General features: G+C 54.6%; 20 protein-coding genes and 1 pseudogene. 2 read left to right on the forward strand and 19 right to left on the reverse strand.

The features are described 5' to 3' along the window. Nucleotides 1-7 precede the first annotated feature (7 nt). A complete protein-coding gene (azu, locus tag ACF8K2_RS14275; RefSeq protein WP_392465446.1) occupies nt 8-460 on the forward strand; it encodes an azurin in 453 nt (150 codons plus the stop codon). A 155-nt stretch (nt 461-615) separates the two neighbouring features. Here azu and ACF8K2_RS14280 read toward each other — a convergent pair whose 3' ends face one another. The 4 genes from ACF8K2_RS14280 to galB all read right to left on the reverse strand — a co-directional run bounded on the left by ACF8K2_RS14280 (nt 616) and on the right by galB (nt 3,577). Continuing rightward, the gene (locus ACF8K2_RS14280; RefSeq protein ID WP_392465448.1) at nt 616-846 is read right to left on the reverse strand and encodes an Lrp/AsnC family transcriptional regulator; all 231 of its coding nucleotides are present in this window, start codon (nt 844-846) and stop codon (nt 616-618) included. A 204-nt stretch (nt 847-1,050) separates the two neighbouring features. Next, nucleotides 1,051-2,127 carry a 4-oxalomesaconate tautomerase gene (locus ACF8K2_RS14285; RefSeq protein WP_392465387.1) on the reverse strand — a complete coding sequence of 359 codons (1,077 nt, stop codon included), beginning with the start codon at nt 2,125-2,127 and terminating at the stop codon, nt 1,051-1,053. 2 nt (nt 2,128-2,129) lie between these two features. Next, a complete protein-coding gene (locus ACF8K2_RS14290; protein WP_392465389.1) occupies nt 2,130-2,846 on the reverse strand; it encodes a 4-carboxy-4-hydroxy-2-oxoadipate aldolase/oxaloacetate decarboxylase in 717 nt (238 codons plus the stop codon). Beyond that, complete coding sequence (gene galB / locus ACF8K2_RS14295; RefSeq protein WP_392465391.1) at nt 2,843-3,577, reverse strand: 4-oxalmesaconate hydratase; 735 nt, start codon at nt 3,575-3,577, stop codon at nt 2,843-2,845. The genes ACF8K2_RS14290 and galB overlap by 4 nt, the downstream gene beginning before the upstream one ends. A gap of 153 nt (nt 3,578-3,730) precedes the next feature. Between galB and ACF8K2_RS14300 the strand changes: the two genes are divergently transcribed. Further along, complete coding sequence (locus ACF8K2_RS14300) at nt 3,731-4,936, forward strand: LysR family transcriptional regulator (protein WP_392465393.1); 1,206 nt, start codon at nt 3,731-3,733, stop codon at nt 4,934-4,936. Between the two features lie 5 nt (nt 4,937-4,941). Here the strand turns inward: ACF8K2_RS14300 and ACF8K2_RS14305 are convergent, their stop codons facing one another. The 15 genes and pseudogenes from ACF8K2_RS14305 to ACF8K2_RS14375 all read right to left on the reverse strand — a co-directional run bounded on the left by ACF8K2_RS14305 (nt 4,942) and on the right by ACF8K2_RS14375 (nt 21,543). Next, nucleotides 4,942-6,189: an OprD family porin gene (locus ACF8K2_RS14305; RefSeq protein WP_392465395.1), complete on the reverse strand. Its 1,248-nt coding sequence runs from the start codon at nt 6,187-6,189 to the stop codon at nt 4,942-4,944. Nucleotides 6,190-6,326: 137 nt separating this feature from the next. Further along, the gene (locus ACF8K2_RS14310) at nt 6,327-7,589 is read right to left on the reverse strand and encodes a gallate dioxygenase (RefSeq protein WP_392465399.1); all 1,263 of its coding nucleotides are present in this window, start codon (nt 7,587-7,589) and stop codon (nt 6,327-6,329) included. Nucleotides 7,590-7,613: 24 nt separating this feature from the next. After that, complete coding sequence (locus ACF8K2_RS14315) at nt 7,614-8,951, reverse strand: MFS transporter (RefSeq protein WP_392465402.1); 1,338 nt, start codon at nt 8,949-8,951, stop codon at nt 7,614-7,616. Between the two features lie 457 nt (nt 8,952-9,408). Next, a pseudogene (locus ACF8K2_RS14320) lies at nt 9,409-9,612 on the reverse strand (transposase); the annotation flags it as partial. 114 nt (nt 9,613-9,726) lie between these two features. Continuing rightward, nucleotides 9,727-11,178 carry an NAD(P)(+) transhydrogenase (Re/Si-specific) subunit beta gene (locus tag ACF8K2_RS14325; RefSeq protein ID WP_392465406.1) on the reverse strand — a complete coding sequence of 484 codons (1,452 nt, stop codon included), beginning with the start codon at nt 11,176-11,178 and terminating at the stop codon, nt 9,727-9,729. A gap of 2 nt (nt 11,179-11,180) precedes the next feature. Continuing rightward, entirely contained in the window at nt 11,181-11,495 is a 315-nt protein-coding gene (locus tag ACF8K2_RS14330) for an NAD(P) transhydrogenase subunit alpha (protein WP_003256966.1), read from the reverse strand. A 12-nt stretch (nt 11,496-11,507) separates the two neighbouring features. Beyond that, nucleotides 11,508-12,629 carry a Re/Si-specific NAD(P)(+) transhydrogenase subunit alpha gene (locus ACF8K2_RS14335; RefSeq protein WP_392465413.1) on the reverse strand — a complete coding sequence of 374 codons (1,122 nt, stop codon included), beginning with the start codon at nt 12,627-12,629 and terminating at the stop codon, nt 11,508-11,510. 96 nt (nt 12,630-12,725) lie between these two features. Beyond that, nucleotides 12,726-13,445 (reverse strand): hypothetical protein, encoded by a 720-nt coding sequence (locus tag ACF8K2_RS14340; RefSeq protein ID WP_392465415.1) that lies wholly within the window; start codon nt 13,443-13,445, stop codon nt 12,726-12,728. Nucleotides 13,446-13,492: 47 nt separating this feature from the next. After that, a complete protein-coding gene (gene fghA / locus ACF8K2_RS14345) occupies nt 13,493-14,347 on the reverse strand; it encodes an S-formylglutathione hydrolase (RefSeq protein WP_392465417.1) in 855 nt (284 codons plus the stop codon). Between the two features lie 76 nt (nt 14,348-14,423). Beyond that, complete coding sequence (locus ACF8K2_RS14350; RefSeq protein ID WP_392465419.1) at nt 14,424-15,092, reverse strand: glutathione S-transferase family protein; 669 nt, start codon at nt 15,090-15,092, stop codon at nt 14,424-14,426. 10 nt (nt 15,093-15,102) lie between these two features. Further along, complete coding sequence (locus ACF8K2_RS14355; protein WP_392465421.1) at nt 15,103-16,869, reverse strand: Rieske 2Fe-2S domain-containing protein; 1,767 nt, start codon at nt 16,867-16,869, stop codon at nt 15,103-15,105. Nucleotides 16,870-16,898: 29 nt separating this feature from the next. Next, nucleotides 16,899-17,753 carry an aromatic ring-hydroxylating dioxygenase subunit alpha gene (locus ACF8K2_RS14360; RefSeq protein ID WP_392465423.1) on the reverse strand — a complete coding sequence of 285 codons (855 nt, stop codon included), beginning with the start codon at nt 17,751-17,753 and terminating at the stop codon, nt 16,899-16,901. A gap of 155 nt (nt 17,754-17,908) precedes the next feature. Next, nucleotides 17,909-18,994, reverse strand: coding sequence for a sugar phosphate isomerase/epimerase family protein (locus tag ACF8K2_RS14365; RefSeq protein ID WP_392465425.1), 1,086 nt, complete (start codon nt 18,992-18,994; stop codon nt 17,909-17,911). A 31-nt stretch (nt 18,995-19,025) separates the two neighbouring features. Next, a complete protein-coding gene (locus ACF8K2_RS14370) occupies nt 19,026-20,369 on the reverse strand; it encodes a nucleobase:cation symporter-2 family protein (RefSeq protein WP_392465428.1) in 1,344 nt (447 codons plus the stop codon). Nucleotides 20,370-20,475: 106 nt separating this feature from the next. Further along, nucleotides 20,476-21,543, reverse strand: coding sequence for a Rieske 2Fe-2S domain-containing protein (locus ACF8K2_RS14375; protein ID WP_392465431.1), 1,068 nt, complete (start codon nt 21,541-21,543; stop codon nt 20,476-20,478). Between the last annotated feature and the right edge of the window lie 152 nt (nt 21,544-21,695).

Here is a 21,695-nt window from a genome sequence, read left to right on the forward strand (position 1 = left end):
CTTTTCCATGACAATAATCTACAGGCTGGCCGTCGCAAGCCTTCTGCTCGCACCGCTTTACTCCTTTGGCGCCGAGTGCGCTGCAACGGTAGATTCTACTGATCAAATGAGCTTCAATTTGAAGACACTCAACATTTCCAAATCCTGTTCATCCTTCACCGTCACGCTCAACCATACCGGCAAATTCCCGGTCAATGTCATGGGCCATAACTGGGTACTGAGCAGAACGGATGACCTGAGCGCAATTGCGACAGCGGGTCTCTCCGCCGGCGCAGCGCAGGATTACATAGTGGCAGATGATCCACGGGTTATAGCTCATACGAAAATGATAGGCGGTGGGCAATCCGCAAGTGTGACATTCAATACGAGTACCCTGAAGGCCGATCAGCACTATGTTTTCTTCTGTTCGTTCCCCGGGCACGCCACCATGATGAAAGGGGACGTCATTGTCGATCAATGAGTTGGGGCGCTAAGACTCGATGGAGGCTTAGGCTAGGCACCGCTAGAACACCTATCCACCCCAGCGGTGGCATACAATCCAGCCCTTCGCAGACGTCTTCGCCAATACGCTGGGGCTGGGTAAGCGGATAGTGAACACACCTCGAACTCCAGTATTTAGGACGATCGTGTCTGCGCATTTTTAATGCGGATCCGATCGCCCGAGTGGTTGCCGTTTGCGGTGCGGCGAAGCCGCACTGCGCCTACCTCACGCAAGCTTACCTGCGCGCTGTAATTCTCTATGACACCCGCAGCTTCGAGTTTCTGAACTCGCTCGCTCATAGCCGGTTGGGAAAGCCCAATGCGCTTGCCCAAGGATGCCAGGCTTTGCCGTGCATTCTTTTGCAGTTAAAAGCCCTTCATCCCACACCCGCGCAAGCAGAACCACGCGAGGAACCCAGGCGTGCGCCGTTGCCGTCGTAGTCCACGCCGATACCCTCCTGTACAAATGTAGGCTCCAGGAGAGAAGCCCCCGCGCTTTCATCTGGGAGCTGACAGCCTGCAAGGGCTGGCGGAGCTAGGGCTAATTTCGCCCGCAGCCTGAGAGCGTCATTATTTACTCCACAGGGACTGCGGAATGCAAATTGCACCGTCAAATATAAGCCTCGAAGTCCGTACCAAACCACAGCCGGCGAACTGTCCCTGCTGAAGCGATGTCTCAACGGTGAACTCCCCGGTGGGATGTTCGATTGATAGACGCATTTGATCCGAAAGGTGGACGACGGCGATATCTGACGCAACTGTTCTCGCTATTGTGCAAGCGGTTGCCACGCTGACGGCACCAAAAACACCGATGCTAGTATGGCAGCGATGAGGGATGAAGGTGCGAGTATTGAGCGCCCCACCAGAGACAGCAGGTGATATTAGGCACATCTTGGGCACATTGCGCTGGTGTACGTCACCAAGGTTCATAGCATGTCCTGCCTGCAAGCGAATACTCTCCAGCCGCCTTTTCAAGTAACTGTCAGCGTCCAGCTGCTGAGGGCTTTCGTATCCGCTGCAGGCCAACGCGTCTGCCCGTATCAGTACTACCGGCATGCCATTGTCGATGCAGGTTACCTCTACTCCGTCGAATTCGTCACGTGGGCTGCCGGTGGGTAGCAACGCTCCACAACTTGAGCCCGCAATGTCCTGGAACTGAATTATCACGGGCGCCCCCGTTCCTGGCACACCGTCAATCCTGACATCACCGGCATAATCGACCGCCCCGTCACGTGTGCGCACGTGGGCAACCGCAATTTGCCCAGTATTCTCCATGTAGATGCGAACCGCCGTGACCTCCCCCCTCGCAGCAACCAGCCCTCGCTCGATCGAAAAAGGGCCGACGGCAGAAAGGACATTGCCGCAGTTCTGCCCATAGTCGACACGCGGCTCATCTACGACCACCTGAGCGAACAAGTAATCAACGTCAGCGTCAGGGCGTTGCGACAAGCTGATAATCGCAACCTTGCTGGTCAGCGAGTCAGCCCCTCCTATCCCGTCGATTTGACGGCTGTCGGGCGACCCCATGGCTGCTAGCAGTACCTGATCACGCAGTTCAGGCTGCTCGGGCAAGTCGCGCCCCAGAAAGCATGCAGCCTTTGATGTGCCGCCGCGCATCAACAAACAAGGAATGCGTGTCTGGCCCATGATTACTCTCCAAGTTCATCCAGGCTGTCGATGTACCGTAAGCCTTTCTCAGCCAGACGAGGACGCATGTTGTAAATGTCCAAACCCAGTTCGCCGTTGGCCAGTCGCACCGCCTTCTGCTCTTCCAAGTCGGCACGGCGGCGCGTCGCCTCCAGCACTTGCTTGACCTCATCACGACGCACAATTACCACGCCGTCATCGTCCGCGACAACCACATCACCAGGGTTGACCAACTGACCGCCACAAATGATCGGCAGATTGACCGACCCAAGCGTCTCCTTGATTGTGCCCTGAGCACTGACTGCCCGAGACCAGACTGGGAAACCCATTTCCCGAAGGGTACGGGTATCGCGTACTCCCGCATCGATCACCAGTGCACGAACACCGTGAGCTTTGAGCGAGGTCGCCAGCAGGTCACCGAAGTAGCCATCGGTGCAGGGAGAGCTTGGTGCAACTACCAGCAAATCCCCAGGACGGCATTGTTCTACTGCAACATGAAACATCCAGTTGTCCCCAGGCGCGACCAAGACAGTGATAGCTGATCCACTGACCGAGACACCCTGCTGGATCGGAGAGATCGAGGAAGCCAGTAGCCCTTTTCGCCCTTGTGATTCGTGGATAGTAGCAACACCGTATGCCGCCAATTCGTCCACCAGGATCGCGTCCGCCCGCTCAATATTGCGAAGAACAACACCGGTTTTTCCTACGAGGCTACTCATGCAAGATTCTCCGTAACCCGTGGGAAGATGCTCTGGTAGCCTTCGGCATAGACGATGTTGCGAGCGGAAGTGATGCCAACGTTACGCTTGGCTTGCACGCCGCGCTGGAGGGCAACACGCGTGTAGTACTCCCACAAGTGTTCCTGGCCGGCCATGCATTGAATCGCAGCGTATTTCTTATCCCAAACATCCGTGATGTCCAGGAGCACGTCTGGGCACCACTCACATTGCTCGGGCTGATGCGGTTCAAAGGCATATACTGGCGGTGCACCTACAATCTTCTCGCCCGGTCGATAGCCTTCCGCCTGCGCGATGATTCTCGCTTCCTGAGTCAGGTTCATTGCCAGCGGGTGGTCGTAGTTGTAGGGATCTTTGAGCGAGTGGCTCAGTACGAACTCTGGCTGGATGCGGCGGAAGACGTCTGCCAGGCGGAACAATGTGTCCTTGTCTGCCCGCATTGGATAATCCCCAATGTCGAAGAACTCAACAGTTGCTCCAAGAATTTCAGCGGCGGCCTTCGCCTCCTCCTGCCGAGCGGCTTTCACCTTGTCCTCACTCATGTCGCCTTTTCGCCAGAGTTTTGCAGACTCGCCCCGCTCGCCGTAGGACAGGCAAACGATGTGCACGTTGTAACCCTGCTGGGCATGGAGCGCGATAGCGCCACCTGCACGCCATACAAAATCAGCGGAATGGGCGCTTACAACCAATGCGTTTTTTTGTGTTTCGATCATTGCGAGTGCTCCTATTTCGATAGGAACAGCTTCGCATTCGGCCTGACTTGAGCAGAAATGCGTTCGGGTGTATGGGGTATGCGTTTTACTTATTGCCACGCTGGCAGCGGAGCTGCATAGTCAGAGTACCTAAAGCTGAATGTGCCTATCACCATGGAAACCAAAGAGCTCCCCAGTTTGATGCACGTACGGGCGTTTGTACGCGTCGCTGAACTCGGCAGTGTCTCCAAGGCTTCATCGGCGTTGTACAGAGCGCAATCAGTAGTTACACGCTCGATTTCCGAGCTGGAGGCCCGCTTGAATGCGCCTCTGTTTGAGCGTCACGCCAATGGTATGCGTCTTACCGGCTACGGAGAGCGATTACTGCCTCGCGCCCGAAGAGTGCTGGCGGAACTTAACACAGTACCTCGGCTCCTTGCCCCTTCTGACAAGCAGTCCGTGGAGCCCTTGTACCTGTTCCAAGTCAAGCGGCTGCAGATTTTCGTGAGCCTCTGCGAGACTCATCACATGCAGACTGTCGCGACCCTCATGGGATTGACTCAGCCAGCCATCAGCTCAACGCTCAAGGTGATGGAAAACGGTTGTGGCCAAACGCTTTTCGAACGAACCCCTCGTGGTCTTCAGCCTACCCGTGCGAGCCACGAGATACTGTTCCCCATCCGGCGTGCGCTCAATGAACTACGCCACATCGAAACCGACATTTCGGCAATTAAAGGCCAGCTGCAGGGTGTAGTACATGTTGGCGCCCTTCCCTTGGGTCGCACTCGGATTTTGCCGGCTGCCATCGTGCGTCTGATGACCGCTCACCCGGATGTCCAGGTGATCACCAACGAAAGCCCCTTCGACCTGCTGGCCACTGAGTCACGCGCCGGCGATGTCGACTTCATCTTCGGTGCGTTGCGCCCCGCTGCTTACGCGAGTGATCTCACAGGAGAGAACCTGCTGTACGAAGAAATGGTTCTTGTGGCCCGGCACGACCACCCCTTCGCGGATAGCCTGACCTTCAGCGCGCTTTCAACCGCAAAGTGGGTACTGCCCAGGGCCGGCTCCCCCGCTCGCCAGATGCTGGATGATTGTTTTACTGAGCTGGGTATGGCGAGCCTTCGCCCCGTGGTTGAAAGCGCGGACATGGCCATCATAAGAGGTTTGTTGTTGAGCTCCGACATGATTGCAGCGGTCTCCGCGCATCAGTTGGAGCAGGAAATCGCATCGGGAGAATTATGTGTCTTGCCTGTCGAGCTGAAGCAGACTTCACGATCGATCGGACTCACATACCGAAACGGCTGCCTGCACTCGCCAGCGGCGCTCGCCCTGATGGAAATGATCCGCGCAGTGACGCGTGAACAGGCAACCCTGTAGTGGTGTTACAAGAGGCTCAGTGGATACGAGATGATCAAGCGGTTCTCATCGAACTCATTGGTGCTGTAGTCCCGGCGAATGCTTGAGTTTCGCCACCGGAGATTGAGATCTTTCAAAGCACCACTTTGCACGGTATAGCTCAACTCCGATTCTCGTCCCCATTCCTTCCCATCGCTGACCAAGGCTGCGTGCACATTATCGCCACTGATGTAGCGGTTCATGATCGTCAGCCCTGGTATTCCCACAGCAACAAAATTGAAGTCGTGCCGTACCTGCCAGGATTTCTCCTGGGCATTGTCGTAGCTGCTGTTGTAGCTGTCGTTGGCCAACGTGCCGCCACTGGTGCCGTTGATCCGCATCCAGGCGTCATCTCCCGTGAGCTTTTGCAGGCCTACGTAGAAGGTATTTCCGCCATACCGGGCCGACAGCAGCGCTGAGTATGTCCGGTTGTTCAAATCCCCTGCACGGGCACTCCCGTTTTCCTTCCCTTGGAAATACCCGAGATTCGCGCCCAGCGTCCAGTCACCCACAGGCTGGCTGTGTATGATTTGCAGGTACTGCTGCTGATAGATATCTTTGAGTTCAGCGCCCCACAGGCCAACCATCGTGCGCTTCTCGTTGAAGCTGTACTCACCACCCACGAAGTTGAAACGATCCGACGTGAAAGCCGTCTTGCCCTGCATGAACATGTCTTCCATGCTCGAGTCATTCCGCGGACTGTTGGCGCGGAACTGGCCGCCGTAGAGCGTTAGCCCATCGATATCCTGGGATGTCACCTGCGCGCCGCGAAACGTCTGCGGCAGTGATCGACCATCGTCAGAGCGTAAAATCGGCAGTACCGGCATCCACTCGCCAATTTTCAACTGCGTCTTGCCGACTTTCACCTTGCCCGCTACAGCCAGGCGCCCGAAGTCATCCGCAGGGTGACCGTCACTGCCCAGCGGCAGCAGCTGGGTACCACCCGTGCCGCCACCGCCATCCAACTTCACTGAGTACAGGCCCAACACGTCTACACCGAAGCCGACCACGCCCGAGGTGAAACCAGATCGTGCATCCAAAATAAAGCTCTGCGTCCACTCTTCAGCCTTACCTTGCGAGTAGGAAGGATTGGTAAAATTTCGGTTGATGTAGAAATTTCGCAGATTGAGATTCGCGCTGGCATCCTCCAGAAAGTCAGAGGCCAAGACAGTCATCGGTGATGCACAGCTGAGCGCCATGACCCAGGCGACGTGAGGGGTAGCGGTGTGTTTCATTGTTATTATTTTCCGTTTTTTGGGTGCAAAGATCCGCTGTGCGTGGAGGACACGCACAGAGGTGTACTAAAATGACTGGAATTAATTAGGGGGTCGTTTTCGCAGGACCGTGCATGCTCACAGCCTCGTTCGGTGCTTCACCGCGATGGCTTGCCGGCCACCGAATAGAGTACCTGCTGGTTACGGGTCTTGAGGAAGTCCTCCAGGCTTTGCCCACGCATCGCGGCGTACACCTGCAGGTTGGGTACTCCCAATACCGCAGCCAGCTTCTCCAGTACGAAAAAGATGGCGCCGTACTGGATCAGCCCTCGCCAATCACGGCGGCGTAGCAGATCACATTCCTCCGCGCTCAACCCAGCCTCACCGAAAAGCTCCTCTGGCGATTCAAGGAAACGACGACGCCAGTCAGGCTCGATCATGCGGTGCAGGAATTTGTTCAGCTGATAGCCCTTGGCGCTGCGTTCCAGTGTGAACGGGTAAGTACCTTCCAGCTTTTCAATACCCTCAAGCTGGTGCCGCATGTGCTTGAGGTGACGGGCTGTGGCCTCGACTGGCACCGGTCGATCCTCATTCTCCAGTAGCAACGTTGCGATCCCTGTCATCGAGGGCAGGTAGTAGTCCTGATGCAGCTTCTTCACGTTGGAAGAGAGCGCGCCTCGCATGATCAACCAAGTGATTACCTCAGCCCCCTCCATCCCACCGAGGGTGGCGAATTCGGCGAGCGTCATCTCTGTCAGGCGCAGCGGATCGTTAATGAGCAGATCCAGGAACTGGGCATCCCATTCAGGGTTGTTGAATCCACAACGCTCACCATGCACCTGGTGAGACACCCCGCCTGTGGCGACGATAGCTACTTTGAGATCCTCCGGATAACTCTCAATCGCCCGGCGCAATGCCTGGCCAAGCTTGTAGCAACGACGCGCACTCGGAATGGGAAATTGCAACACGCCTACCTGTAGCGGAACAATTTCCAGCGGCCAACCTTCGTCGCATGAAAGCAACGCAGACATGGGGGAAAAGAACCCGTGATCAAGCGGCTTGTCACGGAAAAAACCCATGTCGAATTCATCGGCCACCAAGCTTTCGCCAATGTGCCGGGAGAGTGCTGCATGGCCATTCACCGCTGGCAGATCTCGTGGGTTACCGCCCTCGTCTGCAACCCCATATTGGTCGTCGACGCCAAGGGTAAATGCACCGTAATGGTCGAAGAAGAAAGACGTCAAGTGATCGTTGAAGATGTAGAAGAGGACGTCGGGCTTTTTCTCCTTGAGCCAATCCTTGATTGGCTCGAATCCCTCAAAAATGGGTGCCCACGCGGCCTCCTGCTGCTTTTCGTGATCGACCGCGAAACCGATAGTGGGTGTATGAGAGACAGCGAGTCCACCAATGATGCGTGCCATGAATTGTTCCTTTACCTAAAAAAGCTACTGGGCCACTGTGGCGTGGTTAAGTCGACGACGGGCATGACCGTTGGCCAGGATTGCGATAGCTGCGACGAATGCCGGTACGCTCAACAATGCGAACAGCACTGGAACGCCGAAGCCCATGCTCAATACTGTGCCTCCAATGAGCGAGCCGAAGATCGCACCAAAGCGTCCGATACCAAGCATCCAGCTGACCCCCGTGGCGCGAAAATCTGTCGGGTAGTAACCCGGCGCAAATGCGTTAAGGCCTGTCTGTGCTCCGCTCATGAAGAACCCAGCGGCGGTTACTCCAACGGCTAGGAGGCTCGACTCCAGGCTGAAGGCGCCCAACAGAAGGATGCACATACCACCCAGTACGTAAGCGCCAGCAATCACGCGGTTAGGATTGCGCCGATCCATTGCCCAGCCCACTGCAATTGCGCCGACGGTGCCGCCAATCTGGAACAAGCCAGTGATGGTGGCTGCTCGCTCAATCGACAAGCCACTGTCACGCAAGAGCGTTGGCATCCAGCCCATGGTCAGGTAGATCACCAGCAAGCCCATGAAATAGGTGCCCCAGAGTGCAAGAGTGCCAAACCGGAATTGACCGGCGAAGAGCATCCGTACGGGTGCCTTCTGATTCAATTGAGGCTCGCTGACGATGAATCTCGTGGCTGCGGTGAACGCACCACCCAGCCTATTTAATACCTTAGCGATCTCTGCCGCAGGTGCATTACGAGCAGCAAGAAATCGTGCCGACTCGGGTAACCACAGCCAAAGAAGCGGTAACAGCGCCAACGGCATGATGCCGCCTGCAAGCAGTACTGCATGCCACCCATAAGCTGGGATCAGCCAAGCAGCTAGAAAGCCACCGAGGCCCGATCCCATGTTGAAGCCAGTGAACATGATGGTGATAAACAGTGCGCGATTGCGCTCGGGCAAGTACTCAGACAGCAATGTGGTGGTATTCGGCAGCGCGGCCCCCAACGCTATCCCTGTGAGCAAACGGAAGATACCCAGTTCATAGGGATTGCGAGCAAAAGCGCACGCTAAACTCAGCACACTGAATCCAGTCACTGCAATAAGCAGCACCCGCTTGCGACCCAAGCGGTCTGCGTAGGGGCCTGCCGTCAAAGCACCAATTGCTAGACCCACCATGCCGGCGCTCATGACGGGGCCGAAAGCAGCCCGGGTGAGGCCCCACTCTTGGATCAATGATGGTGCGACAAATCCCATCACTGCCACATCGAAACCATCGAACAGAACAACCAAAAAGCATAGGGCCATGATGAGCCACTGATACCCGGCTATTGCCCGGTCGTCGATCCACGCCTTGATATCGACCGCTTCGTTACTCATGCTTCCACCTTCTTATTTTTGTAGGGACTAGGCCGAATCGGTGGCATACCGCTCGGTAGAGTCATCTGACTTATGGACGAAGGTGACTGTAAGGCGGACGATCCCTTCCCGCCTCCATGAAATCCTTAAGCGGGTATCGATTTTTCTTATTGACGGGTTAGGTGCCCGACCCATGCGCTAAGCGAACAGCTCACCTGGCAGCTAACGAGATGTAGCAGGTTGGTTCGGGGGTATCAGTAGCTCTGGCGCGTTGATAAGCTGATCAACAACGCAGGCATTCCCCCCAAAAACCACGGCAAACTGCATCCTTTAATGCCAGGTGGAGGCTGAATGTTGACGTTGATGCCGAATTGCCCGATGTGCCGACGCCCGATTAACCTCCTCCAGATCGGCAAAAAACCAGCCCGGGAAGGTGTAAGCGTTTGAGCATCTGATCGAAAGTCCCCTGATTTCGCTAGCCGCGAAACCGTTGATACACCGTTGACCATGGGCAGAAGCGCTCCGGCATATCTCGCGACGCAGCGCCCGAGCAGAGCATCCAGAACACGCCATCGAGCATCAGGCGGTCGCTCAGGCGCGGCCGCCTTTGGCTATGAGTTTCGATGAAAAGATCGGAGACAACATCCCAGGCCTCGTCCGAGAGTTCGTAACGCTTTGCCATCACAGAATTCCTTTCCATAGATGGCCGGAAACCCTAGAGAGTTTCAGCTTCTGAGGGGCGTTGATTCAGTTTTTCGGGATTTCGTACAGAGCCTAATGCGCAAGGAGCATCCGCTCATGCAACGGCTTTAACCATGTCCTCTACGACCTTTTTAGCATCACCGAACACCATCATGGTCTTGTCCAGGTAGAACAGTTCGTTGTCCAGGCCGGCATAGCCGCTGGCCATGGAGCGTTTGTTGACGATGATGGTCTTGGCCTTGAACGCCTCGAGGATCGGCATGCCGGCGATCGGCGACTTCGGATCGTTTTTCGCCGCCGGGTTGACCACGTCGTTGGCGCCCAGTACCAGCACCACGTCGGCCTGGCCGAACTCGGCGTTGATGTCTTCCATCTCGAACACCTGGTCGTACGGCACTTCGGCTTCGGCCAGCAGCACGTTCATGTGCCCGGGCATGCGCCCTGCCACCGGGTGGATCGCGTACTTCACGGTCACACCGTTGTGGGTCAGCTTTTCGGTCAGCTCCTTCAGCGCGTGCTGGGCACGGGCCACCGCCAGGCCGTAGCCCGGGACGATGATCACGGTGTCGGCGTTGCTCAGCAGGAAGGTGGCGTCGTCGGCCGAACCGGACTTCACCGGGCGTTGTTCTTTCGAACCTTGGGCCGCGCCGACATCGACATCGCCGCCAAAGCCACCGAGGATGACGTTGAAGAACGAACGGTTCATCGCCTTGCACATGATGTACGAGAGGATCGCACCGGAGGAGCCGACCAGAGAGCCGGCGATGATCAGCATCGAGTTGTTCAGCGAGAAGCCGATACCGGCCGCTGCCCAGCCCGAATAGCTGTTAAGCATCGACACCACCACCGGCATGTCGGCACCACCGATCGGAATAATGATCAGCACGCCCATGATGAAGGCTAGGACCAGCATCAGGGTGAAGGCACTGTAGTGGCCGGTGAAGGTGAACAGCAGGCCCAGGGCGATGGTGGTCAGGCCCAGGATCAGGTTCAGCTTGTGCTGGCCGGCGAACTGTACCGGTGCGCCTTGGAACAGGCGGAACTTGTACTTGCCCGACAGTTTGCCGAAGGCGATCACCGAACCGGAGAAGGTAATGGCACCGATGGCCGCGCCAAGGAACAGTTCCAGGCGGTTGCCGGTAGGGATCGGGTCGCTGATAGCGGCAACGATGCCCATCGACTGTGGCTCCAGCACGGCAGCGATGGCGATGAACACCGCGGCCAGGCCGATCATGCTGTGCATGAAGGCGACCAGTTCCGGCATCTTGGTCATCTCGACGCGCTTGGCCATGATCGAACCGGCGGTGCCGCCGACCAGCAGGCCGACGATGACGTAGCCGATACCGGCGGTGGCACCGCCGTTACCAACGGAGAGCGCGCCGAGCTTATATATGAGGCCAACTGTGGTGAGGATCGCGAGCCCCATGCCGATCATGCCGAACAGGTTGCCGCGCCGCGAGGTGGTCGGGTGCGACAGGCCCTTGAGCGCCTGGATGAAGCACACCGAGGCGACGAGGTAGAGGAGCGTTACCAGATTCATGCTCATGCTTACTTCTGCGCCTCGTTCTTGGTTTTCTTCTTGAACATCTCAAGCATGCGGCGGGTGACCAGGAAGCCACCGAACACGTTGACCGCCGCCAGGGCTACCGCCAGGGTGCCCATCAGCTTGCCGGCCGGGGTCACGGTCAGCGCTGCCGCCAGCATGGCGCCGACGATGACGATTGCCGAAATGGCGTTGGTAACCGCCATCAGCGGGGTGTGCAGCGCCGGTGTGACGTTCCACACCACGTGGTAACCCACATAGATGGCCAGCACGAAGATGATCAGGTTGTAGATGCCATGGGAAATCAGCATGTCTTCCATTGTCGTGCTCCTTTAGTCGTTCTTGCGCACGATTTGGCCGTCGCGGCACATCAGGCACGCGGCGACGATGTCGTCTTCGAGGTTGATGACCAGCGCGCCGTCCTTGTCGAACAGCAGCGTCATGAAGTCCAGCAGGTTGCGCGCATACAGCGCCGAGGCGTCAGCGCCCAGTTGAGCCGGCAGGTTGGTCGGGCCGACGATGATCACGCCGTTTTGCCGCACCACCTGGTCGGCGACGGTCAGTGGGCAGTTGCCGCCCTGGGCTGCCGCCAGGTCGATGACCACCGAGCCAGGCTTCATCTGCGCCACGGTTTCGGCGCTGAGCAAGGTCGGTGCCTTGCGGCCAGGGATCAATGCGGTGGTGATGACGATGTCCGCCTGCCTGGCGCGTTCGTGTACCGCCTCAGCCTGGCGTTGCATCCAGCTGGCCGGCATCGGCCGGGCATAGCCGCCGACGCCTTCGGCGCATTCACGCTCCTCATCGGTCTCGTAGGGCACGTCGATGAACTTGGCGCCCAGCGACTCGATCTGCTCCTTTACCGCCGGGCGTACGTCGGACGCCTCGATCACTGCACCCAGGCGCTTGGCCGTGGCAATGGCCTGCAGGCCGGCAACGCCGGCCCCGAGGATCAGCACGCGCGCGGCTTTGACGGTACCGGCGGCGGTCATCAGCATGGGCATGAAGCGTGGGTAGTGGTGGGCGGCCAGCAACACGGCCTTGTAACCGGCAATGTTGGCCTGCGACGACAGCACATCCAGGCTTTGTGCCCGTGAGGTGCGGGGCGTGGCTTCCAGGGCGAAAGCGGTAACCCCGCGTTCGGCCATCTTGCCGATCAGTTCGCTGTCGAATGGATTAAGCATGCCTAGCAGAATACTGCCCGGATTGATCAACTTGAGCTCATCGTCACTGGGCGCATTCACCTTCAAAATGATCTCAGCTCCAAAAGCGTCCGAGATAGTACCCAGAGAAGCTCCTGCGGCACTTAACGAGCTATCGTGGATAGCGGCTCGTATACCGGCTCCGGCTTCGACGATGACCTGATGCCCCTGCGATATATATCGCTTAATAGTCTCAATTGAGGCGGCAACGCGGGCTTCACCGACACAGGTTTCTTTTGGAATACCTATCAACAAGGCAAAATCCTCACATGACATGCTCAACACTCGGCCAAGTGACCCAATAGCGCATTATTATTGCAAAAGGTCAACCCACCACATAAACCTAAAGCGTCACCTACCCATTCTAACCCGGTCAAAATGCAAAATCTGAGCAGAACTACGAAAAGTTGTGTCACCTTCAATAAAAACATCCACTTGAGAAAGTCTCAAATGATGCTCCGGCTCCACGTCACAAATCCAGTTAATCGGCCCATTCAACACCACTTCTCCCGTGTAGGGGCGAATCATGAAATTTTCAATCCGCAGGTCAAAATCACAAGACGAGCTTGTCACATACTTCAACATAAGCTTGCGCAACGCCTGAACACATCGCGCCGTTCTGGCATATATAGGCGTTCGATTCAGGTTAGAAAGCAGTTCACACTTACCGGTAAACGTCGAATATATCTTACCTTCTGGTCTACCGGTAAGGCACCGCAAGACATCTTGAACCTCGTGGTGCGCTGCTGGCGAGCTGACTAATGGATTCAACACCTCCAGCTCTGCCAGCCAAAGATAATCCGGGTAGAACGGATCATGTTGATAAATTGCAATGGCTCCGAAGTCCCTGAAAATTTTTCTAACACCATCTATTGAATAGCGCTTGGCTTTCATCGAAAAATCGTGACCTGCGTTATCGAGTGCCAGATGGTAAATAGAGGCTGGAGTACTACCCTCAAACACCAAGCTAAAAGTACCGTTAGCCAGCAGTGATTTGTCTTTCAACAAGGACGAGCTTCGTACTTTTTCGAATATCTCACCCGAAAATATTTGTTGCTCCATAGAATGCATATCATCCTCCGAATCAAGCACAACCCGCAGTTTCAATTGCCCGCCCGTTAACCATCTTGGCCGAGAAGTGCCTTCGCATGATGCCGCAGATGATCGTCAATGAAAGAAGCCACAAAATAATAGCTATGATCGTAACCATGATGAACGCGAATATTGGCCGCGTGACCGGACTGCGCTGCCGCCGTAGAGAGGTTCCCCGGCTTCAACTGATTATGAATAAATTCATCATCAGCGCCTTGATCCACTAAGAGAGGTAGACGCTCAGTCAATGTAGACATGAGTTCACAGGCATCCCAGTCACGCCACTTTTGTGTGTTGTCACCGAGCATCAAGCCGAATGCTTTTTGCCCCCAGGGGCTCATCATCGGATTGGTAATAGGGGAAAATGCAGAGACAGACACGTATCGTCCTGGGTTGCGAAAAGCACAGACCAGTGCACCGTGCCCCCCCATTGAGTGACCGCTGATTGCACGCCTTTCCGTTACCATGAAGTTTTCTGCGATGATAGCTGGAAGCTCGTCAGCGATATAATCATGCATCTGATAGTTGTGCGACCAAGGCTCCTGCGTAGCGTTGATGTAGAATCCTGCACCGAGCCCGAAGTCCCAAGCTTTTTGAGCATCGTCAGGAACATGCTCACCACGTGGACTTGTATCAGGTGCAACGATCATAATGCCCAATTCCGCGGCAAGCCGATGCGCACCCGCTTTTTGCATGAAATTCTCGTCGGTACACGTCAAGCCTGACAACCAGTACAGCACCGGTACTCCACCCTTGCTTTCAATATTCGGTGGGAGATAGACGCCAAACGTCATTTCGCACCCAAGTGTTTCAGAGTTATGCTTGAAGCGTTTGTAATATCCGTCAAAACTGCGCTGCGATGAAATCTGGATAACACTCATTGATATGACCCACCTTTAAAATTGATGGAAAATCCCATAAGGTGCGAGGTAAATTCCAGGCACCCCGAATCGAGACTTAAGCGCTTACGCGCTGCGCAGTGTTTTCGAAAGCTGCAGAAGTGGGGAATACGCCAGACATGACAGTGAAACCGGGCAAGCGCTTCACTCGATCTACCCAGCGGCGAACTGCTGGGTAGTCTTCAAGCGACACACCTCCCTCGTCGGCCAAGGCAATATAGGGGAAGCATGCGATGTCTGCGATGGTTGGGTGCAGAGAGTTGCAAATGTACTGTAACCCTTTCAGGTCCCTGAACCAGAGGTGTTCGTCCAAAATCCTCAGCAGATCGCGCGCCCTCAGACGGCACGCCTGGACATCAAACTCGAAGAAGAAAAGATCATGTAGCCGGGCAGCAGAAATCGTGCTGGTCAAGCTATCGGCGAAGGCCATCCACATCTGAACGTCTGCCATCAGATCTGGCCGAGCAGTGGGATACCAGTAGCCAGTCTTGTCGTACTGAGTAGCGAGGTAGACCAGAATGGCCTGAGCATCGCGCAAGATCAGTTCACCATCCTTCAACGCCGGCAGTTGCCCCAGCGGGTTGATTTTTAGGAAATCTTCAGACTTATGTTCGCGCGACGGGTAAAACTCCACAGGCTCAGTTTGATATTCCAGCTTCAAGATCGACAAGAACAGTCTCACCTTGTAGCAGTTTCCGGAAAGCTCATAATCATAGAGTTTAATCACGGTATAGCCCTCACAGGTCGAGAACAATTTTTGGGGATTTGCAGCGTGATACACACGGCATAATCCACTTCCCACTCTCCCTCTCTTTTTTGGAAAGGTAGGTATCGTGGTGTTCAATATCGCCGGAAATCACCGCCGTTATACAGGTGCCGCAAACGCCCTGTTCACATGAGGCTTCAATTTGAACATTATTGTCCAAGCACGCCTGCAAAAGCGTTGAACCAGACGGCACGAAGAAGCTCTGACCCGTTTTACTGAGCTCGACTTCATATGTTTCGCCGGAAACAGGCGCATCATTTTTCTTGCTGAAGAACTCGAAACGAATTGAATCTTCAGAAACACCGCTCGCCAATGCAACCGCAGAGACTGTTTCGATCATCGGCTGAGGGCCACAGGTATAGATGTCAACACTCCCTGGCTCATGCTCGACGAGAATCTCGGACAATTTTGCCTTGGTTTCTTCAGGCCCAAGGCCAAAATGGAGATTCAGACTTTCACCCAGCGCGGTCAAACGATCCTGGAACGGAACGTGTTCTGCACCACGTGCGAAGTAGTGAATCTCGAAAGGCGTACCTTGCTGACTCAGCGCTTGAGCCATACACAAGATTGGTGTGATGCCGATACCGCCAGCTACCAGGATCGGGCGCTTACCCGTCTGCACGAATGGGAAGCCATTTCGCGGCAGCGTCACTTTCAGCTGCGTGCCGACCTTGACTTGTTCATGCATCGACTTGGAGCCGCCACGAGATTGCAGCTCATTCTTCACACCGATGATGAAGGACTCTTGCTCACCAGGCGCGTTCACCAACGAGTATTGCCGGATGCAGCCTTCTGGCGTGGTGATGCTGATGTGCATACCTGCCGCAAATGCTGGCATAGGGTGACCGATAGGCTTGAGCCAATACGAATTGATGTCACCGGTTTCTTGTGTACGGGTCACCACTTCACAGATGTATTGCGAAGGAGGCGCTTTGGTCAAATTCTCCATGACGGCTTCAACCTCCTCGGTGGTGTGGTCGCTGATGTCCTTTATGCTAATGAGCTGAGACGCTTCCGACTCTGCCGACCGGCGAATCGAGTTCATGGCAAATGCAAAGTTTTTCTGCAGCTCATAACCTATACGGCCAGAGGTGAGCGCTTGCGCATGGAAGAGAGTCTTGGTGACTGTAGCGCGCTGAAGATACAGGTGAATTGCTAATGAACCAGTCCTGGATACCAGGATGGCGCGATCTTGCTGCATGGTTTTGAGATGCAAGTCGTCAACGTGATCGACCCCGAAGACATCAACGAATGCAGAAAGGTTTGCTCGCAGGACGCTAATTACACAATCGACATCCGAAGCGATCACAGTGCTGTGAAGGTTGGTTTTGACTGCATTGACCAGTTGAGCGTCATCGAGGATGGAGATTGGCTCACCCTCCGGCTGGCCAAGCGATGTCCAAATCAGGCCATGCTTCTCACGTGCGGGGAATGTGTTCACGCGAGCCTTACTTGGTTCGGTCGCATCACGGTGTGCCGGTACAAACGTGCATCCGCCCGTCCCGGTCTCATAAGTCCAGCCATGGTATTGGCAGCGAAGCTCACTACCGGTATTGGCACCCAAGGTCAAACGCAGGCCACGGTGAGGGCAGCGGTTCTCCCAAACATTCACCACCCCATTGTCATCACGCCAAATTGCCAACTCCTGGGCCATCAAGGTGGCATGAAATACGTGGCGCTTGGGCAGATCTTCTGGCGTAGCGATGGGATACCACTGATTCAAATCAACTTTGTTCACGGCACATACCTCTTATAAGTTCTTTTTATTCAGTCCCGCAGGGTTCCGTACTGCACACCCTTTTCACGCATCCAGCGGCGATAGGCGGTCGCCAGTACATCGGCCCGAACAGGGCTCTCACGGCTGGCAGCCAGTGGGAGGCGCTTAGGCACCTGATTGATCAAGATCATCAAGTCCTGACCGAAGATGGTCTGTTGGAAGTGTCGAAGCTGTTGATCAGAGTTCACTTCGTCCACGTAACACATGATGGTGTGCGCGATGCACCAGTCCTCATCCACCGGCTGGATGAATAAACCCAAAGCATCCCAGCGCTCCGGTTGTGGCGGGCAGGTTTTGTACAGAATCGCGGAGTAAGGACGCGTAATGCGATAGATGTATTGCATGTCGATCGGCTCAACTGCAGTTGCAGCGCCTTTCGGTTGAGGGAATCGGCACTCGGTTGCGAAAATCTCATCCTTCTCTTCGTCGAAGTGAACATTGTACGGCTCGACCTCAGTCAGGGGTTCCGCGCCGAGAATGTCGGTGTGCACGAACGGGAAGTGCGCCATATCAAGGAAATTTTCGATGGCGCGCAGACCGGATACGTTCACACGAACTGAACCTGCACTGACAATCCGGCGATCCGGTTCGTTAAATTCAGGGATCTCAAAAATGGCTGGAGGATTCTGGGCGAAGGACAGCCACAGCACGCCATAGATTTCTTGAGCGCTGATGTGGGAAACCTCCTCCTGGCCCTGCTCCCAAAGCGCCGTTACCCCTTTTTCACTTTTCACATAACTTACGGTGCGACCGAGCAGTCGGCAGCGGTAGCGCGTGTCCAGACCTACATCGTCCAGCGCGGCGACAGGGTGCCAATCATTGAAAATCACTTCATCAGCAGACATTCTGATTACCTCTGGTTTCTCACATTACCCATCTGGTATACCAGATGGGGCTTGAGAATTGCATCAGGCCCGCACCACCCAACGCCGCACAATTCTCAAGCTTAACGATTAAGGGGGTCACTTACGCCTTAGTGGAACACTAAGGCATAGGTAACTCATACCTTGTTGCGATACTGACCTACAAACTCAGCGCCCTGTTCCTTCTTAGCCAAATGAACAGCCATGCGTTCGGCGTAAAGCTCACGAACAAATTGAGCGACCAGGCAACTGTCAGCAAACATGTCGTACTTCCAGCCGGTGCCATAGGCGGCAAGGTTGATGTTGTCGATCGTCATCAAACGAAGGCTGGAGTTCTCTTCCGTGATATAACTGTCAATAACTTTGCGAATCAGTTCTTTGGTTGGAGCCAGCTTGTGAGCGTGCCAAAAATCGGTGTGCCACTCACCGGCTTCTGGATTACTGAATGGGTACTGGATGGAGCGACCAGGACGGTCGTAACCCAGCCCATCCCATGGGCCAGTTTCGCCGGCCCACCAGTTGCGCGGCCCATTTGGAGCAGCCGGTCGAACCTGCGCCCAATGCACCGTGTTACGAGAAAGCCACTCGTCTGCATAGCTGTCGTCGTTGAAAGGGTCAAGGCGACGGGTGCCGTCAGCATCACCTCGTAGCTGAGCTACCGCGATCTCAACCTCATTCTCCACTTTGAAAATGCAGTGGCTGTAATCCATACAGATATTGAATGGTATACCGTGGCGTTCGACTATATTAGCAACCTTGGAGACGCGACGAGGATCCTCAGACCACATGTCTACATGGTTTTCGTACGTAATGATAACGCCCCGCTTCTCCGCGTACTCAAACGCATTGAGGTACGAGACAGCAACCTCTTCATCGGTAATGTAGTGCCCATCTGCGTGTTTAGCCCACACCATCAAGTTATGGTATTTGGCTCCGACGGCAAGGGTTTGATCAATATTTTCTCGTATGCGCTTCTCATCCGCACCTAACGTGTACGTCCAACTCCCGCTATAAACCGGCAACGAATACGTCTGACTAGCCTTGATATACTCCTCGAGCTCTACGGTGCCCACTGGAATACGATCGACAAAATCCCATATCCCCGATTCTTTCTGCAGACGAAATTGCTCCATGACCGGCAGTTCCAGATCAGAGACTGGTTTGTTGATGGATGACGGTTGAACGCCACGACCGGCACATCCTAGCAAAAACATTTTTTTCATTATTTTTCGCTCTTGTTGGTTAAACCTGCGATCAGACTTCGGCCTCTTTAGCTGCGACCAGGAGCGACGCTTTCGCTTCTTTCTCGCTGCCAAATCCGTTGAAGAAAATATTTAGCACAACCGCACAGATTGCCGTCAATAGCACTGGACTCTCGAGTACTGGGGCTAAATCTTTAGGCAATCTTGAAAAAAACTGGGGAGACACAACAGGGATCATTCCAACTGCAAGACTAATCGCCACAACATACAAATTTTTGTTGTCAGTAAAACTAACCTTCGACAATACCTTGATACCACTGGCTGCCACCATCCCGAACATCACAAGACCAGCACCGCCCAGCACATAGGGAGGGATAGAAGCAATAACCATTGCCACTTTAGGAAACAGGGCTAGCAGCATAAGGAAACCACCCGCGAGCGCACACACCCAGCGGCTCTTGACACCGGTAATACTGATCAAGCCAATGTTCTGTGCGTAGGACGTGTATGGAAACGTGTTGAAAATCCCACCCAGAGCGGTGCCCACACCGTCTGCCCGGAAACCACGTACCAAGTCCTTTTCTTTTACTTCCTGGTCAATGACTTCTCCCAATGCTAGAAACATTCCCGTGGATTCAATGAAGGTGACCAACATCACGATGCACATGGCAACGATAGGCCACAAACTAAACTGTGGAATACCAAAGTGAAACGGGACGACCACGCCGATCCACGGTGCAGCTCCTACATCTTTGAAGTCAACCTGGCCCGCACCAAATGCGAGCAGAAAGCCAAACATGAGCCCAAGCAAAATTGAGATATTGGACAGAAATCCTCTCGCAAAGCGCACGATAATCAAGATGGCTACCAGCACCGCAGTGGCAATCGCTATGTAGAGCGGGTTCCCAAAATCGGGATTGCCATAGCCACCGGCCGACCAACTGGCTGCTACAACCATCAGCGATAGGCCAACCGCCAGGATCTCAGTGCCGGTGACCACCGGTGGGAAGAATCTTATGATCTTCCCGATAAATGGGGCGACAAGAAAACCAAATATACCTGCAGCGATTGTGGCGCCAAAGATCTGCAGCAACCCCGCCTCTGGATCCGTACCAATGGCGATCAGTGGGCCAATAGCTGTAAACGTTACCCCCATCATCACTGGCAACCGGATACCCACATTAGCGAAGCCTACGCACTGAATAAGGGTCGCAATACCACATGCAAAGAGATCAGCATTGATGAGAAAAGCGATCTGATCTTTCGGCAGCTTCAGTGCTGCGCCCAGGATGAGCGGAACAGCTACAGCACCCGCGTACATCACCAGAACGTGTTGCCATCCCATGAACAACATCTTAACAACGTTAGTTTTCTTCTGCAGGGCTAATGGTTGCATGAGTAGATACCCAGGCTAATAATTATAGTTGACCGAGTCACCGCTCAGGCGACTCACATTGTAAGTGCCGCCTATTTGAAGACGGCACAGATCAATGCATCCTTGCTTACTGCTCTTCCTCCAGTACCGTGGTGAGAACCGACTCGCGGAAGGCGTCACGACCTTCAACCGCAGCCAAAGACAATTCTTTATGCCATTTCCTGAACTGGATCGACACCTTGTCAGTTGCAACTGATACTTCGGAAGTCTGGATCTCTAATGGCCACTGAGATTCGATGACGGGTTGATCCTCATCAAGAACGCGCTTTTGGAATGCCAGATGCATATGATCAGGCTGATTGTCCTTTTCACGAACGATGATCATAAAGTTACGGCACGTCTTGTCATCCACCGGACTAGCGGTCGTCCATAAGATGAAACGAGAATCGTCTTTCCAGAGTTTGATCTCCAGATTGACAGAATAAGGCATGGTGCATCGATAGTTGAAATCACCCATCGGAGCTTCTGGCGGGATGCCCTTCATCTCACGCGGCGGAGCCAGTTTGAACTGCATCTCACCATCCACGCGATTCACATAGACCGTTGGGTGGCTCGCAAAAAATGGGTCGTACAAAGTGCCTGGATGCACGAAGGCAAAATGAGAAAAGTCAGTAAAGTTTTCCCAACGCCTTTCAGCGACCGTATGCCAAATATAGGAATCTGCAACGATGACTTGCATCTGCGGATTATCGTAGTCGCTCAGATAAGGAATTTGGGTGCAATCGAAGCTGTTGTCCAAACGCACCCAAACGATGTCGTACTTCACCTCACAGTCGTAAGCCTGGATCTTTGCGCGAGGAGAAATGCCCTTATCAGGGCAGGCCGGAACAAGCTTGCAAGCGCCCGCCTCATCATAGCGCCAGCCATGGTAAGGGCATTCCAAATAGTCGTTTCCTGCATGGTTGCATACGCGGCCTATTGAAAGCTGCGCAGAACGATGTGCGCAACGGTCAGCAGCGGCAACGATTTTTGAGTTAAGCCGGGCTAACACCAGTTTCTCTCCAAGGAGCGTGACCCCCATTGGGCCGTGGCCACTCGCATTGGCGCGCTCAAATTCGTTCAGCGTACACACGGGGTGCCAGAAATGACGAAGGTAGGTCTTGTCGTCTAGCAAAGGCTTGCGTTGGTCGTTCACGTATCAGTCCTCAGGGCTAAGGATGGCTGGTTATTGTTCTGTACCAAAAGCACCTATCTGGATCACCAGAATGCCAATCTGGTATACCAGTCTAGCTGATTTTCTGTCCAAGCAAGCTTTTCGCCTACCTGGTTTCAAGATTTCTATGAGAC

The organism is Pseudomonas sp. xss_2, from assembly GCF_043104195.1.
GTDB lineage: Bacteria > Pseudomonadota > Gammaproteobacteria > Pseudomonadales > Pseudomonadaceae > Aquipseudomonas > Aquipseudomonas urmiensis.

Bases quoted from the DNA above. Each gene is read 5' to 3' on its own strand.
- azu (WP_392465446.1), top strand. From the start codon at position 8: ATGACAATAATCTACAGGCTGGCCGTCGCAAGCCTTCTGCTCGCACCG.
- ACF8K2_RS14360 (WP_392465423.1), bottom strand. From the start codon at position 17,753: ATGTCTGCTGATGAAGTGATTTTCAATGATTGGCACCCTGTCGCCGCG.
- ACF8K2_RS14340 (WP_392465415.1), bottom strand. From the start codon at position 13,445: ATGCATTCTATGGAGCAACAAATATTTTCGGGTGAGATATTCGAAAAA.
- fghA (WP_392465417.1), bottom strand. From the start codon at position 14,347: ATGAGTGTTATCCAGATTTCATCGCAGCGCAGTTTTGACGGATATTAC.
- galB (WP_392465391.1), bottom strand. From the start codon at position 3,577: ATGATCGAAACACAAAAAAACGCATTGGTTGTAAGCGCCCATTCCGCT.
- ACF8K2_RS14305 (WP_392465395.1), bottom strand. From the start codon at position 6,189: ATGAAACACACCGCTACCCCTCACGTCGCCTGGGTCATGGCGCTCAGC.
- ACF8K2_RS14325 (WP_392465406.1), bottom strand. From the start codon at position 11,178: ATGAGCATGAATCTGGTAACGCTCCTCTACCTCGTCGCCTCGGTGTGC.
- ACF8K2_RS14330 (WP_003256966.1), bottom strand. From the start codon at position 11,495: ATGGAAGACATGCTGATTTCCCATGGCATCTACAACCTGATCATCTTC.
- ACF8K2_RS14365 (WP_392465425.1), bottom strand. From the start codon at position 18,994: ATGAAAAAAATGTTTTTGCTAGGATGTGCCGGTCGTGGCGTTCAACCG.
- ACF8K2_RS14285 (WP_392465387.1), bottom strand. From the start codon at position 2,127: ATGGGCCAGACACGCATTCCTTGTTTGTTGATGCGCGGCGGCACATCA.
- ACF8K2_RS14310 (WP_392465399.1), bottom strand. From the start codon at position 7,589: ATGGCACGCATCATTGGTGGACTCGCTGTCTCTCATACACCCACTATC.
- ACF8K2_RS14315 (WP_392465402.1), bottom strand. From the start codon at position 8,951: ATGAGTAACGAAGCGGTCGATATCAAGGCGTGGATCGACGACCGGGCA.
- ACF8K2_RS14300 (WP_392465393.1), top strand. From the start codon at position 3,731: ATGGAAACCAAAGAGCTCCCCAGTTTGATGCACGTACGGGCGTTTGTA.
- ACF8K2_RS14370 (WP_392465428.1), bottom strand. From the start codon at position 20,369: ATGCAACCATTAGCCCTGCAGAAGAAAACTAACGTTGTTAAGATGTTG.
- ACF8K2_RS14290 (WP_392465389.1), bottom strand. From the start codon at position 2,846: ATGAGTAGCCTCGTAGGAAAAACCGGTGTTGTTCTTCGCAATATTGAG.